13 protein-coding genes and 1 pseudogene are annotated in these 12242 nt (G+C 59.2%); 10 read left to right on the top strand and 4 right to left on the bottom strand.

The annotated features are described in order from the left end of the window. Nucleotides 1–109: 109 nt before the first annotated feature. Nucleotides 110–1000, top strand: coding sequence for a LysR family transcriptional regulator (locus ACN6NG_RS13985; RefSeq protein ID WP_474314525.1), 891 nt, complete (start codon nucleotides 110–112; stop codon nucleotides 998–1000). Between the two features lie 153 nt (nucleotides 1001–1153). On the opposite strand, the gene ACN6NG_RS13980 is transcribed toward ACN6NG_RS13985, so the two are convergent. Continuing rightward, a complete protein-coding gene (locus ACN6NG_RS13980) occupies nucleotides 1154–2053 on the bottom strand; it encodes an aldo/keto reductase (RefSeq protein WP_197863995.1) in 900 nt (299 codons plus the stop codon). 260 nt (nucleotides 2054–2313) lie between these two features. On the opposite strand from ACN6NG_RS13980, the gene ACN6NG_RS13975 reads away from it, so the two are divergent. The 3 genes from ACN6NG_RS13975 (at nucleotide 2314) to rfaD (ending at nucleotide 4616) form a co-directional block, all read left to right on the top strand. After that, entirely contained in the window at nucleotides 2314–3207 is an 894-nt protein-coding gene (locus tag ACN6NG_RS13975) for a LysR family transcriptional regulator (protein WP_197864033.1), read from the top strand. Then, a complete protein-coding gene (locus ACN6NG_RS13970) occupies nucleotides 3168–3398 on the top strand; it encodes a DNA-binding protein (RefSeq protein WP_474314806.1) in 231 nt (76 codons plus the stop codon). The genes ACN6NG_RS13975 and ACN6NG_RS13970 overlap by 40 nt, the downstream gene beginning before the upstream one ends. Nucleotides 3399–3590: 192 nt before the next feature. Then, complete coding sequence (rfaD, locus tag ACN6NG_RS13965; RefSeq protein ID WP_474314523.1) at nucleotides 3591–4616, top strand: ADP-glyceromanno-heptose 6-epimerase; 1026 nt, start codon at nucleotides 3591–3593, stop codon at nucleotides 4614–4616. A gap of 220 nt (nucleotides 4617–4836) precedes the next feature. On the opposite strand, the gene ACN6NG_RS13960 is transcribed toward rfaD, so the two are convergent. Continuing rightward, entirely contained in the window at nucleotides 4837–5724 is an 888-nt protein-coding gene (locus ACN6NG_RS13960; protein ID WP_474314520.1) for a MerR family transcriptional regulator, read from the bottom strand. A gap of 154 nt (nucleotides 5725–5878) precedes the next feature. Here ACN6NG_RS13960 and ACN6NG_RS13955 point away from each other — a divergent pair, with 154 nt between their 5' ends. The 6 genes and pseudogenes from ACN6NG_RS13955 (at nucleotide 5879) to ACN6NG_RS13930 (ending at nucleotide 10597) form a co-directional block, all read left to right on the top strand. After that, entirely contained in the window at nucleotides 5879–6325 is a 447-nt protein-coding gene (locus tag ACN6NG_RS13955) for a PAS domain S-box protein (RefSeq protein WP_474314518.1), read from the top strand. Nucleotides 6326–6575: 250 nt separating this feature from the next. Beyond that, nucleotides 6576–6812 (top strand): annotated as a pseudogene (locus ACN6NG_RS13950) (SDR family NAD(P)-dependent oxidoreductase); the annotation flags it as partial. Nucleotides 6813–6818: 6 nt separating this feature from the next. Beyond that, nucleotides 6819–8066, top strand: coding sequence for an NAD(P)/FAD-dependent oxidoreductase (locus ACN6NG_RS13945; protein WP_197897502.1), 1248 nt, complete (start codon nucleotides 6819–6821; stop codon nucleotides 8064–8066). Next, nucleotides 8063–8872, top strand: coding sequence for a DUF1365 domain-containing protein (locus ACN6NG_RS13940; RefSeq protein WP_197897501.1), 810 nt, complete (start codon nucleotides 8063–8065; stop codon nucleotides 8870–8872). The genes ACN6NG_RS13945 and ACN6NG_RS13940 overlap by 4 nt, the downstream gene beginning before the upstream one ends. Continuing rightward, on the top strand, nucleotides 8847–10109 hold the full coding sequence (locus tag ACN6NG_RS13935; RefSeq protein WP_063424247.1) for an SAM-dependent methyltransferase: 1263 nt from the start codon (nucleotides 8847–8849) through the stop codon (nucleotides 10107–10109). Before ACN6NG_RS13940 ends, ACN6NG_RS13935 begins: the two co-directional genes overlap by 26 nt. Then, on the top strand, nucleotides 10109–10597 hold the full coding sequence (locus ACN6NG_RS13930; protein ID WP_197897498.1) for a DUF2878 domain-containing protein: 489 nt from the start codon (nucleotides 10109–10111) through the stop codon (nucleotides 10595–10597). Before ACN6NG_RS13935 ends, ACN6NG_RS13930 begins: the two co-directional genes overlap by 1 nt. On the opposite strand, the gene ACN6NG_RS13925 is transcribed toward ACN6NG_RS13930, so the two are convergent. Together ACN6NG_RS13925 and ACN6NG_RS13920 are read right to left on the bottom strand one after the other, a co-directional pair. Continuing rightward, nucleotides 10535–10717, bottom strand: a complete 183-nt coding sequence (locus ACN6NG_RS13925) for a DUF2256 domain-containing protein (RefSeq protein ID WP_080642791.1) — start codon at nucleotides 10715–10717, stop codon at nucleotides 10535–10537. The two genes, ACN6NG_RS13930 and ACN6NG_RS13925, sit on opposite strands and share 63 nt — an antisense overlap. Beyond that, the gene (locus ACN6NG_RS13920; protein WP_474314513.1) at nucleotides 10714–12240 is read right to left on the bottom strand and encodes a cryptochrome/photolyase family protein; all 1527 of its coding nucleotides are present in this window, start codon (nucleotides 12238–12240) and stop codon (nucleotides 10714–10716) included. The genes ACN6NG_RS13925 and ACN6NG_RS13920 overlap by 4 nt, the downstream gene beginning before the upstream one ends. Between the last annotated feature and the right edge of the window lie 2 nt (nucleotides 12241–12242).

Raw genomic sequence — 12242 nt, 5'->3', positions numbered from 1 at the left:
CAATAGACACTGGCAGTATTTATAACGTAGTATTTTTTGAGGGTCAACGTGGCAGTTCGTCATGACTCACTGAATTAACAGGCATTCAAGGGTTTTTTGAGGCAGTGTCATGGATACTTTGCAGAACATGCGCACGTTCATGTGCGTAGCGCAGACGGGGAGCTTTACCGCTGCTGGCAAGCAGATGCACCTGGCAGTGCCGACGATTTCCCGCAATATCGCAAAGCTTGAAGAGCATCTGAAAACGCGCTTGATCAATCGCAATACACGGCAGTTGATCTTGACCGAGGCCGGCGCACGCTACCTCACATGGTGCCGGCGGATTCTCTCTACCGTGGATCAGGCAGAAGTCGAGGCGCGGGGTGCGATGTCATTGCCAGAAGGGCGTTTGCGCCTGCATGCGATGGTGGGGGTCGGGGCTCATTTCGTAGTCCCTGCTATCGCTGAGCTGCGCAAGCTTCATCCAGCGATTACTTTCGAGCTGACGCTTTCGAACCGTCTCCCAGACTTGCTAGGCGAAGGTATCGATATTGCGATCATTGCCTCCGATCGGCTGCCTGACTCCGGATACATCTCACGGCAACTGGGTAAGACTCAGAGTATTTTGTGCGCCTCGCCATCCTACCTGGCCGCCAATGCCGTGCCACAGACGCCTGCAGACCTTATCCGACTCGATTGCCTGCAATTGTCGGTACCGATGACAGATGCACTCGAGTGGTGCTTTATGTCAGGTGGCCAGACAGAGACGATTCAACCGCGTCCCGCGTTTCTGGAAGTCGACTCTACCGAGGCAATGGTCAGGGCCCTGGAGTCGGGAATGGGGGTAGGGATATTGCCTGCCTTTGCAGCCAGGCCGTCGTTACAGGAGAGGACGCTGGTGCATGTGCTGCCTGATCACCAGCTACAGGAACTGAACCTGTATGCCATTTATGCGGGAAGAGATTACCTTGATGCCAAGATCAAAGCCTTCATTCGTACCCTCAGACGGCTGACGCCTTGAGCAATGAAGAAGGGCGGAGCAGGAGCGCCGCCTTTCTTGATAAGAACGGGTAGGGCTGATTCGACTACTCGACCGTGGCTCTACGTTCACGTACCACCGCTTCAAATGCGTCGGAACACAGAGTGCGAACCCGACGCCGCTATATTTTGCCTATCAGGACCGATCAATCTGCTGCATATGCATGTCGGACATACGCTCACCATGCACTGTCAATTTGGAATACTGCTGTTCCATCGCGAGAAGGTCATCGCTTGTCAATTCGATGTTCAGCGCACCTAGGTTCTCGGTCAGGTGATCGACTCTGCGGGTGCCGGGGATCGGAACAATCCAAGGCTTCTGAGCAAGCAGCCAGGCAATGGCGACTTGGGCAGGCGTGCCGCCTTTAGCAGAAGCAACGCTCCTCAATATGTCCACAACCGGCATGTTCGCCTTCATGTTTTCAGGAAACATGCGAGGGAAGGTCCCTCGGAAATCGGTCTCGGAATCGAACTTGGTATGTGCGTCCATTTTTCCGGTCAGATAGCCCTCGCCGAGCGGAGCCCATGGAACGAAACCTATTCCCAGTTCCTGGCAGGCGGCGAGCACGCCGTTGTGCTCAGGATCTCGATGGAAGAATGAATACTCTGTCTGGATCGCTGACACAGGCTGCACAGCATGAGCCCGGCGTATGGTTTTCGCGCTGGCCTCCGACAGGCCGAAATGCAGAATCTTGCCTTGGGCAATGAGATCCTTGATCGCGCCGGCGACGTCCTCAATCGGCGCATTGGGATCGACACGGTGCTGGTAATACAGGTCGATACGGTCGGTCTGCAACCGTTTGAGCGATTCCTCTACGACCTTCTTGATGTGTTCTGGACGGCTGTTCAAGGCAATAGTGCCGTCGATAGCGAAGCCAAATTTGCTTGCGATCTTCACTTGGTCACGGAATGGCTTGAGCGCTTTGCCGACCAGCTCTTCATTAGTATATGGACCATATACTTCGGCGGTGTCGTAGAAGGTGACGCTTAGTGATTTTTTGATCCCCTTTGTGAGGTGTTTTTGAGTCCTGGGCATTGCCTTCCGGGGTGTATGAGCCTGCCCATGCAGAAGCACCGGCCGCCAACACAGCGCCGGCAAGCGTGGCTTTGGTCACGAACTCGCGACGACCGATTGAACCGAAGACGTCAGAGTTGGAGATCGGCTTTTTGCTGTCCATGAGAATTCCTGGATAAGTCAATAGAATGACTCGAACTGAATGTGAAACCAATCTAGCAGCGCACCCCACAAATGATTAGGGGGTATGATAGGAATGGACCTATATCAGCTTGGTATCAATTATGCGGGACACCGTTAATGACTTGGTTGCATTCCTGACTGTCGCGCGCGAGCGCAGCTTCACCAAGGCGGCGGCCCAGTTAGGTACTTCACAGCCTGCTCTGAGCCGGACGTTGAGACGCCTCGAAGAGCAGTTGGGAGTGCAACTGCTGACTCGCAGCACGCGAAGCGTGTCACCCACAGAGGCGGGCGAGCGATTGCTAGGCTCCATAGGACCCCATTTCGAGGGCATTGAGGCTGGGCTGGCCGATCTCTCTGAATTAAGCGGGAAACCCGCAGGGACATTGCGGATCACCTCGGTAGAGCATGCCTCTGCGACGATTCTGGTTCCTGCCGTCAGCAACCTCATGCTGAACTATCCCGAGATCGCGGTCGAAATCAATAACAACTACGGCTTGATCGATATTGTCGAGCAACGCTACGACGCAGGGATCCGTCTGGGCGAGCAGGTGGCCAAGGACATGATCGGCGTACGTATAGGTCCTGATTTCCGGCAGGCTGTGGTGGGTTCACCTGCTTACTTCAAGCGCAGGCCCAGGCCTGTTACGCCCCATGACCTCACCGTGCATATTGGAATCAATCTTCGCCTACCGACATCAGGGGGCCTTTGGTATTGGCCCTTTGAAAAGGGCGGACGTGAGGTGAGAGTTCGGGCGGATGGTCACATGGTCTGTAATACAGTCCCCATGATGCTGGACTTCGCGCTGGCTGGAGTCGGGCTGGCGCATCTCCCGGAGGATGTCGTCCAACAACAGGTTCACGACGGCCGTCTCATACGTGTCCTGGAAGACTGGTGTCCCGTCGTCACGGGGTATCACCTTTACTATCCGAGTCGAAGACAGCCTAAGCCTGCATTCAAACTTCTGCTCGAACTGTTGCGAGCAAATGTCTGAGATCTGTTGAGCGCGTCCGCCTAGAGCTAGGACGAGGTGGTCCGGCGCGCGTGGGCTCGTTGCTAAATATATGGCGGGGGCTGCTGGCCAAGCGCGTCCAGGGTGAAACCCGTATGCCCGGGATGCCGAGGGAAGTGACTGAGGCAGTTCTAATGATTACCGACGGAGCAGACGATGAACCGCATCACTGATGCTATACGCTATTTAACATAATATGCATTATCCGAACTTTCGTATTTTAGCGCTGCACCGTGGTTGCCCAGATGGTGAGCCTGCTCAAGGCCCTCATGCGTCGAACCCGGTTCATTCGTTGACCCAGGTTAAGGTTGGCTCTTGTTCCCTTGATTAAAATGCGGGCACCGTACCCTCACGGGGAATCTGTCATGACCATCATCGTAACCGGTGCCGCAGGATTCATCGGTAGCAATCTCGTACAGGCGCTCAACCAGCGCAACGAAACCGAGATCATCGCCGTCGACGATCTGACCGATGGCGACAAATTCCGCAACCTGGCCGACAGTGAAATTGCCGACTACCTGGACAAGGACGATTTTCTCGATCGCTTTGCTTGTGGTGAGTTTGGCAACGTGCGTGCTGTGCTGCACCAGGGTGCGTGTTCAAGCACCGTCGAAGCTGATGGTCGTTTCATGATGGATAACAACTACCGGTTCAGCCGTGAATTGCTTGCGTCGGCGCAGCAACAACGGGTCCCGCTTTTATATGCGTCATCGGCAGCTGTGTATGGCGCCGGGCAGGATTTTCGAGAACAACCTGAGTGTGAGCGCCCGCTAAACGTCTATGGCTATTCCAAGTTCCTGTTTGATCAACAGGTACGCCGGCAGTTGATGACAGCTCGGAGCCAGGTCGTCGGCTTGCGTTATTTCAACGTCTACGGGCCCCATGAACAGCATAAAGGTGCGATGGCGTCAGTGGCCCTGCACTGCTTCAACCAGTACCAGTCCCATGGAAAAGTCAGCCTGTTCGGCAGCTATGGTGACTATCCCGGCGGTGGCCATCTGCGTGATTTCGTCTCTGTGGATGATGTGGTCAAGGTCAATATGTTCTTCCTTGAGCGCCCACAGTTGAGCGGTATCTTCAATGTCGGCAGTGGTCGCGCCCAGCCGTTCAATGACGTTGCCTTGGCTGTGATCAATCGGCTGCGTGAGCAGCAAGACCAATCGCCCTTGTCACTTGAGATTGCCTTGCTTGAGGGGGTGCTTGAGTACAGCGAATTTCCTGATCATTTGCGTGGCAAATACCAGTGCCACACCTGTGCTGACCTGCAGCGCTTACGCGCTGCCGGTTACCAGGCGCCCACATTAACCGTCCAGCAAGGCGTGGCCCGCTACTGCGACTGGTTGCAGGGTATCAAAAGCCCGCCGCCTGCTCCGTTTAAGCAGACGGCGTAAGCTTGATATTGCTTGCATTAACGGAAAGCCAGTGATTTTATCTCTGTGTTTTTCGTTGTTTGGGCAAAAATTGCTGATAACTACACTAAATGTCTATTTAGTGTAGTTATTGACGTGCTGTTCTTCAAAACGCTTACGAGCCATCTGCCCTACTCTTCACGACCTCAAATTAAACAACCGCTGCGGACACTCAGCCAGTCTGGGGGAGCAAGCCCCTCGGTCAAACGTCAAGAGCACCCCGGTGCAAGGCGTTCAGCATGCGCGCGGCGTCGGCGCCCCCCTCGTCCAGCAGGCATAGCGGGATTCCGCTCAGGGCGGGTTGCGAATCGACCAGCCCCTCGCCTATCAGGGCCAGCGGGCACGCGATTTCCATCTGCAACGACCGCAGGCGCTTGGCCAAGCCGGGGCCCACCGGCACCTGGACTTTTATCACCATTGCCGCAGGCTGCATGGCCGCACACACGATGGGTAGCTCTTCAAGTGGCTGCCCGCAACCGAGCACGTCGATACGCTGTAGCTCACTGCTCAACAGTAGCCCGGCGCACAACACACTGAGTTCGGCTTGCCCCTCGCTACCGGCTAGCAAAACCTGCGGCGCATCGACCTGGTTCACCTGCAGACGCAGCAGCAAGCGGGAGCGAAGGAAAGTGTCGAGAAACAACCACTGGCTGCGCTGGCCTGGCGCAGTGCCTGAAGCCAGGTCATGCCATACTGGCATCAGCACTTCACGCAGCACGGTGGCCTTGGGCAAGAGTGTGAACAACTGACCATGGATCCCCTCCAGTGCCGTCCGATCGAATGCCTTGGTTGCGCGCACAACGGCCGCGCGCCAATCGTCAAAGGCCGAATGCTGCTGCACAGACGCCTCAGGCTGGGCTGCGAGCAGATCACCGACCTTGCTGACGGACAGGCCGCTTGCTGTCCAGCGCAAGATGTCGCATATGCGCTGTACATCCCGCGCCGTGTAGAGTCGGTGGCCACCCTCGGTGCGCTGCGGACGTATCAACCCATGGCGCCGCTCCCAGGCACGCAGGGTCACCGGATTGATGCCGGTCAAGCTGACAACATCGCGCATAGGTAGCAAATCGGGTGGGGTAGCGTCAGTCATAACGAGGGGATATCCGAGTGGTAGGCCATTCTAAACCCATATGCACCTTCTGCGGCGAGCCTCCTTGGTCCATCATGCAACAAACAGCGCCGATACCTTCTGCACAGAAGCTACGCTGCGCACATCGCATACAAAACGCCTGTAGGTGGGCCCTATGATCACCGCGAAACTCCTGCAACTGATGGTCGAGCATTCCAACGATGGCATCGTCGTCGCCGAGCAGGAAGGCACTGAAAGCATCCTGATTTACGCCAACCCCGCCTTCGAGCGCCTGACCGGCTATTGCGCCGACGATATCCTCTATCAGGACTGCCGTTTTCTTCAGGGCGAAGATCATGACCAGGCGGGCGTGGCAACCATCCGCGAGGCGATCCGTGAAGGCCGCCCCTGCTGCCAGGTGCTGCGCAACTACCGAAAGGACGGGAGCCTGTTCTGGAATGAGTTGTCCATCACGCCCGTGTACAACGAAGCGGACCAGCTGACGTACTACATCGGCATTCAGCGCGACGTCACCGCGCAGATATGCGCCGAGGAGAAAGTCCGCGCGCTGGAGGCTGAAGTGGCTGAATTGCGCTGGCAACTGGGACAGATAGAGCGTTGACAAAAAGCTATACAAGATCGTTTTTCTGTATAGATTAATGCTTGGCTTTCAGCTATACCTGTACAACAAACAACTTTTGTACAGGATTTCCTGGAGCCCAGCATGCCAGCGTACCTACAGCAATTCGTCGTGCGCTTCGCCAGGCTCGATGGGGCTAACATCGACACGCGGGAAAAACTGTACGACGAGGTAAGACCACGGCAAGGCTACCTGCGCTGGACGCTGCAGTTTTGCCACCCACGCCTGGCACGCGGTCACCCTGGTCAGCCCTGGCTTCGTCGACACGCCACTCATACGTCGCAACGATTTCCCCATGCCGCAGCTGTGGACTGCGCAGCGCGGCATATCGCCACGCGGCTGCCCTGCCCCGCCCCTGGAAATCAACTGTCCCGGTCTTTTCACATTGGTGTTGCGCCTGTCAGGGGCACTACCCGCGCGCCTGCGTTTGGCACTCAGCCAACGCCTCGCCCGTCATGAACAGGAATGATGATCCATGCGTATCGCAATCATCGGCAGTGGCATCGCGGGGCTGACCTGCGCCCATCTGCTGTCACGCAAGCATGAAGTAACAGTGTTCGAAGCCGAGCAATGGATCGGAGGGCACACGCACACCCTCGATGTGGTCTGGAAGGGCCAGCGCCATGCAATAGATACCGGCTTCATCGTTTTCAACGACTGGACCTACCCCAACTTCATACGCTTGCTCGACCAGCTCAAGGTCACCTCGCAGCCGACCGAAATGAGTTTTTCCGTGCATGATCCGGTCATTGGCCTGGAGTACAACGGTCACGATCTGAACACACTGTTTGCTCAACGCCGTAACCTGGTGTCGCCAGGTTTCTGGGGCATGATAAGGGATATTCTGCGCTTCAACCGCCAGGCGCTGGCCGACCTGGACAACCAGCGAATCGATACAGACACCACCTTGGGCGCCTACCTTCAGACACAGCGCTACGGGCAGCGCTTCATCGACCACTATATCGTGCCGATGGGGTCTGCGATCTGGTCGATGTCCCGCGCCGACATGCTCCATTTCCCCCTTGAGTTCTTCGTCCGTTTCTGTCGCAACCACGGCTTGCTGTCGGTCAACCAACGGCCACAGTGGCGGGTGATTGAAGGCGGTTCACGCAGCTATGTCGCGCCGCTGTGCAGACCGTTTGCTGAACGCATACGCCTCAACTGCAAGGTATCCCGGGTCAGCCGCGACGAGGGAGGCGTGACTCTGGTGAGCGCGGCCGGCACCGAACGCTTCGACAATGTGGTGTTCGCCTGCCACAGCGACCAGGCTCTTGCGGTATTGGAAACCCCAACCATGCTGGAGCGCGCTGTACTCAGCGCCATTGGCTACGCCAGCAACGATGTGGTGCTGCACACCGATACCCGCCTGCTGCCACGCCGCAAGAGCGCCTGGGCCAGCTGGAACTACCGCCTGGGCGGCCCCGAGCAGGCTCCCGCCGCGCTGACCTACAACATGAACATCCTGCAAGGAATCCAGGCGCCGACAACCTTCTGCGTAAGCCTCAACCAGACCGCACTGATAGACCCGGCGCAGGTGATCGCGCGCTTCCAGTATGCCCATCCTCAGTACAGCATTGCCGCTTCCGCCGCACAGGCGTGCCAGGCGCAACTGCAGGGTCAGCAGCACAGTTACTTCTGTGGCGCTTACTGGGGCAACGGCTTTCATGAGGACGGGGTGGTCAGCGCGCTGAAAGTGGCTGCGCACTTCGGAGAGCAATTGTGAACAGCAGCCTTTGTCTGGGCTGGATCAGTCACCGTCGGCTGACCCCGCGGCGCCATGCTTTCCGTTACCGGATTGGCATGTTCTTCGTGGACCTGGACGAACAAGCCTGGCTCATGGGCCTGTCACGCTGGCTGGGGCGCTGGCGCCTAGCACCGCTGTGCTGGCGCGAGACCGACTACCTGCCAGCGCAGACCCGGCACGGCAAAACCCTGGCACAGGCCGCACGCTTGCTGGTGTGTCAGGCCACTGGGCATATGCCCGAAGGCTCGGTACGGCTGCTCACGCAACTGCGTTGCTGGGGGCTGTCGTTCAATCCGGTGAGCTTCTATTTCTGCCACGACCGCGACGGCTGCCTGACGGCAATCCTGATGGAGGTGCGCAACACCCCGTGGCGTGAGCGTTTTCATTACGTACTGCCGGTGCAAGAGAACCTTGCGAAGCCGTTCACCGTGGCCAAGGCCTTCCATGTTTCACCGTTCATGCCGGTGGACATGGACTATCACCTGCGCTTTTTCCTGAGCGCAGACCATGTACGCATCCACATGCAGAACTGGCAGGACGGCCACAAGGTGTTCGAGGCCGACCTCGCCCTGCACCGTCAACCACTGGATGGAACCGCACTACGTCGATATGTCATGACCTTCCCATGGATGAGTCTGCGCACTGTCACGGCCATCTACTGGCAAGCGCTACGCCTGCTACTCAAACGCACCCCCGTGCATGACCACACCACCAGCCAGAATGACCTGGCGCTGGGCCAACCTTGCGAGGACCCTGATGATGTCAAATCCCACACTGAGCGTTAGCAAGTTCGCAGGCCTTGCGCCCTTGCTCGGCGGTCTTGCACGCAGCGCCGTGCTCGCCCAGCTGGGCAAGCTTCGCCACGGCCACCTGCGCCTGCTGTGCCACGGGCAGCAGTGGAGTTTTGGTGATGTCGACAGCCCGTTGCAGGCCGAGGTGGAGATCCTCGATGACGCCTCCTGGAGCCTGATCGCCGGCAATGGTTCGATCGGTGCTGGCGAGGCCTACATCCACGGCTATTGGCGAAGCCCCGACCTGGCGCTGGTGACCCGCCTGTTCGTCGCCAACCTTGAAGTGCTCGACGCGCTCGAGGGTGGCCTGGCCCGTTTCGGCCGCCCTGCCCTGCGCCTTCTGCACCGGCTCAACCGCAACAACAAACGCGGTGCCCGGCGCAATATTCTGGCCCATTACGATTTGGGCAACGCCCTGTTCGAGCGGCTGCTGGACCCCACCATGATGTATTCAGCGGCCCAATTCGAACATGCTGGGCAAACACTGGAGCACGCCCAGTTGCGCAAGCTGGAGCGCATCTGCCAGAAACTTGAACTGCACCCCGACGATCACCTGCTGGAAATTGGCAGCGGCTGGGGCAGCCTGGCAATCCACGCAGCCACCCGCTACGGCTGCAGGGTCACCACCACAACGCTCTCCGAGGCCCAGTACAGCCATACCCTGGCGCGTGTTCAGGCTTTGGGGCTTGAGCAGCGCGTGAAGGTGCTGCGCGAAGACTACCGCGACCTGCAAGGCACCTTCGACAAACTGGTTTCGATTGAAATGATCGAGGCAGTCGGCCATCGTTACCTGCCTGCGTATTTCCGCCAATGTGCCTCGCTGCTCAAGCCCGACGGCCTGATGCTGCTGCAGGCGATCACCATCCGCGACCAGCGCTATGCCCAGGCGCGGCGCTCTGTCGACTTCATTCAACGCTATATTTTCCCAGGTGGCGCCCTGCCTTCGCTAAGCGTGTTGCTCGACACCGCCAGCCGGCACACCGCACTCAACCTCGTGCACATGGAGGACTTCGGCCAGGACTATGCCCTCACCCTGCAGCACTGGCGTGAAAACCTGCGCCTGGCGCGCACAGCACTGACGGACCTGGGCTACGACGACATGTTCCAGCGCCTGTGGGAGTTCTACCTGTGTTACTGCCAGGGCGGTTTCGAGGAACGCACCATCGGCGTTGCACACCTGCTGTGGGCAGCGCCACTGGCGCGTCGCGCTCCATTGCCTGACGGTGCCTGATGCCTGGGCGCTGGCTCGTCGCCAATGCCGTCTGGTTACAGGCAGGCTGGTGGATCTGCGTGCTAGGCGCCGAACGCCCCTGGCTATTGCTGCTGGTGATTGCAGGTGTGGTGGTGCACCTGCGCCTGTGCCCGGATGTTAACGCCGAGGTCAAGGCGCTGTTGCGCGTCACCTTGGCCGGGTGTGTGCTCGATAGCACGCTGGGGGCGCTGGGCGTGTTCGGTTTCGACGCCTGGCCGCTGCCACTGTGGCTGGCGCTGCTGTGGCTGGTGCTGGCCAGCGGCATGCGACACAGCCTGGCATGGGCCGGCAGGCACTGGCAGATCGGTGCGCTGATCGGGGCACTCGGCGGCCCCTTGGCCTACGTAGGCGGCGCAAGGGTTACACAGGTCGCCCTGCCGTTGGGCACGCTGGAAACCGGCCTGCTACTGATGCCGATCTGGGCGTTGGCCCTGCCCCTGCTCGCGCGCCTCGCGGCGCGGCGCTGACCTACGGCATCGCTCGGAGCAGTAGCGCACCTGCTCCCAACAGCGTGCCCAGCGCTTGCGCCAGTTGAACGGCCGGCCACACACCACGCAGACCTTGCTGGGCAAAAGACTCTTTTTCATAGCGGCTGCTGCGCATCAAGCTGCGCCAACAGCGTCTGGCCACGCTGCCACACAGCGTCGCGCCGGCTAGCCGTCATGCCATCCAGGCTGCGATACACCAGGGTCAAACGCGGGTTCGTCGACAGCAGCGGACGATGGCGGATAAGAAAATGCCAGTACAGGGCATTGAACGGGCAGGCATCGTCCTCGATTACATGATCGACCTTGTAACTGCAAGCCTTGCAATGATCGGACATGCGCTGGATGTATCGACCACTGGCGCAGTACGGCTTGGACCCCAGGTAGCCGCCGTCGGCGTGCATCACCATGCCAAGCGTGTTGGGCAGCTCGACCCAGTCGAAGGCATCCATGTACACCGCCAGGTACCACTCGCAAATGGCGGTGGGCACGATACCGGCCAGCAAAGCGAAGTTGCCGGTCACCATCAGCCGCTGGATATGGTGCGCGTAGCCCAACCGCAGGGTCTGCCCGATGGCTTGCTCCATACAGCGCATGCGGGTGCGCCCGGTCCAATAGAATTCAGGTAAAGCTCGGTCGTTGCCCAGGTGATTGAGCCCGGCATACTCCGGCATGCGCAGCCAGTAGATACCGTGCACATACTCGCGCCAGCCGATCAACTGGCGAATGAAGCCTTCAGCTGCATTAAGCGGCACCCGCCCCTCGCGCCAGGCCTGGTCGACCTCCTCACACAGACATCGCACATCCAGAAGCCCGATGTTGAGCGCCGCACTGATGCGCGCATGGAACAGGTATGGCTCGCCCTCGGCCATCGCGTCCTGGTAGTCGCCGAATGCCGCCAGGCCAAAATCCAGAAAATGCTGCCACAGTTGTTGTGCCTCGGCATGGGTCACGGGGTAGTCAAAGCCGTCGATGTCCCCGTAGTGGTCGCTGAAGCGCCGACGGACCAGGGCGACCACCGCTGCCGTGATCCCGTCCTGCGCGAAATGCGCAGCGAACGGCCCACGCAACTGGCGAGGTAATGGCTTGCGGTTTTCACCATCAAAGTTCCAAGCCCCACCTGCCGGGCTGCCGTCGGGCTCCATAAGCAGCCCGGTTCGCTTGCGCATGCCACGGTAGAAGTGCTCCATACGCAGTTGACGACGCTCATGGGCCCAGCGCGCAAAAGCTTCGCGGGAGCACAGAAAGCGCGTGTCGCGATGCCACACGAGGGGCAATGCGGCATCATGCAAAGCCTGCTCCAGGCGCCACTCTCCGCACTCGGTCAGGTGAATGTGCGTGGCGCCCAAGGCGTGTTGCCAGCGGTGCAACTCGCCAACGATGCTGCCGCTATTGCCGTCAGCATCGAGCTCGACGTAATGCACCTGCCAACCCCGCTCACGCAGGGCCTGGGCAAAGTGCCGCATGGCGCTGAAGATGAGCACGATCTTGAGCGGATGATGCGGCACGTAGCGGGCTTCACCCTCCACCTCCGCCATCAGAACAGCATCGCGGGCGGGGTCAAGGGCAGCCAGGCTCGCCAGGTCGAACGACAGCTGGTCACCCAGCACAAGGCCCAGGCGCATCG

Source organism: Pseudomonas sp. TSO6 (genome assembly GCF_056098905.1).
This window is presented reverse-complemented; position numbering and strand designations above follow the sequence as displayed.

What these genes read in the sequence shown, in the direction of transcription:
- ACN6NG_RS13985 (WP_474314525.1), top strand. Translation starts at nt 110, where the DNA reads ATGGATACTTTGCAGAACATGCGCACGTTCATGTGCGTAGCGCAGACG.
- ACN6NG_RS13980 (WP_197863995.1), bottom strand. Translation starts at nt 2,053, where the DNA reads ATGCCCAGGACTCAAAAACACCTCACAAAGGGGATCAAAAAATCACTA.
- rfaD (WP_474314523.1), top strand. Translation starts at nt 3,591, where the DNA reads ATGACCATCATCGTAACCGGTGCCGCAGGATTCATCGGTAGCAATCTC.
- ACN6NG_RS13960 (WP_474314520.1), bottom strand. Translation starts at nt 5,724, where the DNA reads ATGACTGACGCTACCCCACCCGATTTGCTACCTATGCGCGATGTTGTC.
- ACN6NG_RS13955 (WP_474314518.1), top strand. Translation starts at nt 5,879, where the DNA reads ATGATCACCGCGAAACTCCTGCAACTGATGGTCGAGCATTCCAACGAT.
- ACN6NG_RS13945 (WP_197897502.1), top strand. Translation starts at nt 6,819, where the DNA reads ATGCGTATCGCAATCATCGGCAGTGGCATCGCGGGGCTGACCTGCGCC.
- ACN6NG_RS13935 (WP_063424247.1), top strand. Translation starts at nt 8,847, where the DNA reads ATGTCAAATCCCACACTGAGCGTTAGCAAGTTCGCAGGCCTTGCGCCC.
- ACN6NG_RS13930 (WP_197897498.1), top strand. Translation starts at nt 10,109, where the DNA reads ATGCCTGGGCGCTGGCTCGTCGCCAATGCCGTCTGGTTACAGGCAGGC.
- ACN6NG_RS13925 (WP_080642791.1), bottom strand. Translation starts at nt 10,717, where the DNA reads ATGAAAAAGAGTCTTTTGCCCAGCAAGGTCTGCGTGGTGTGTGGCCGG.
- ACN6NG_RS13920 (WP_474314513.1), bottom strand. Translation starts at nt 12,240, where the DNA reads ATGCGCCTGGGCCTTGTGCTGGGTGACCAGCTGTCGTTCGACCTGGCG.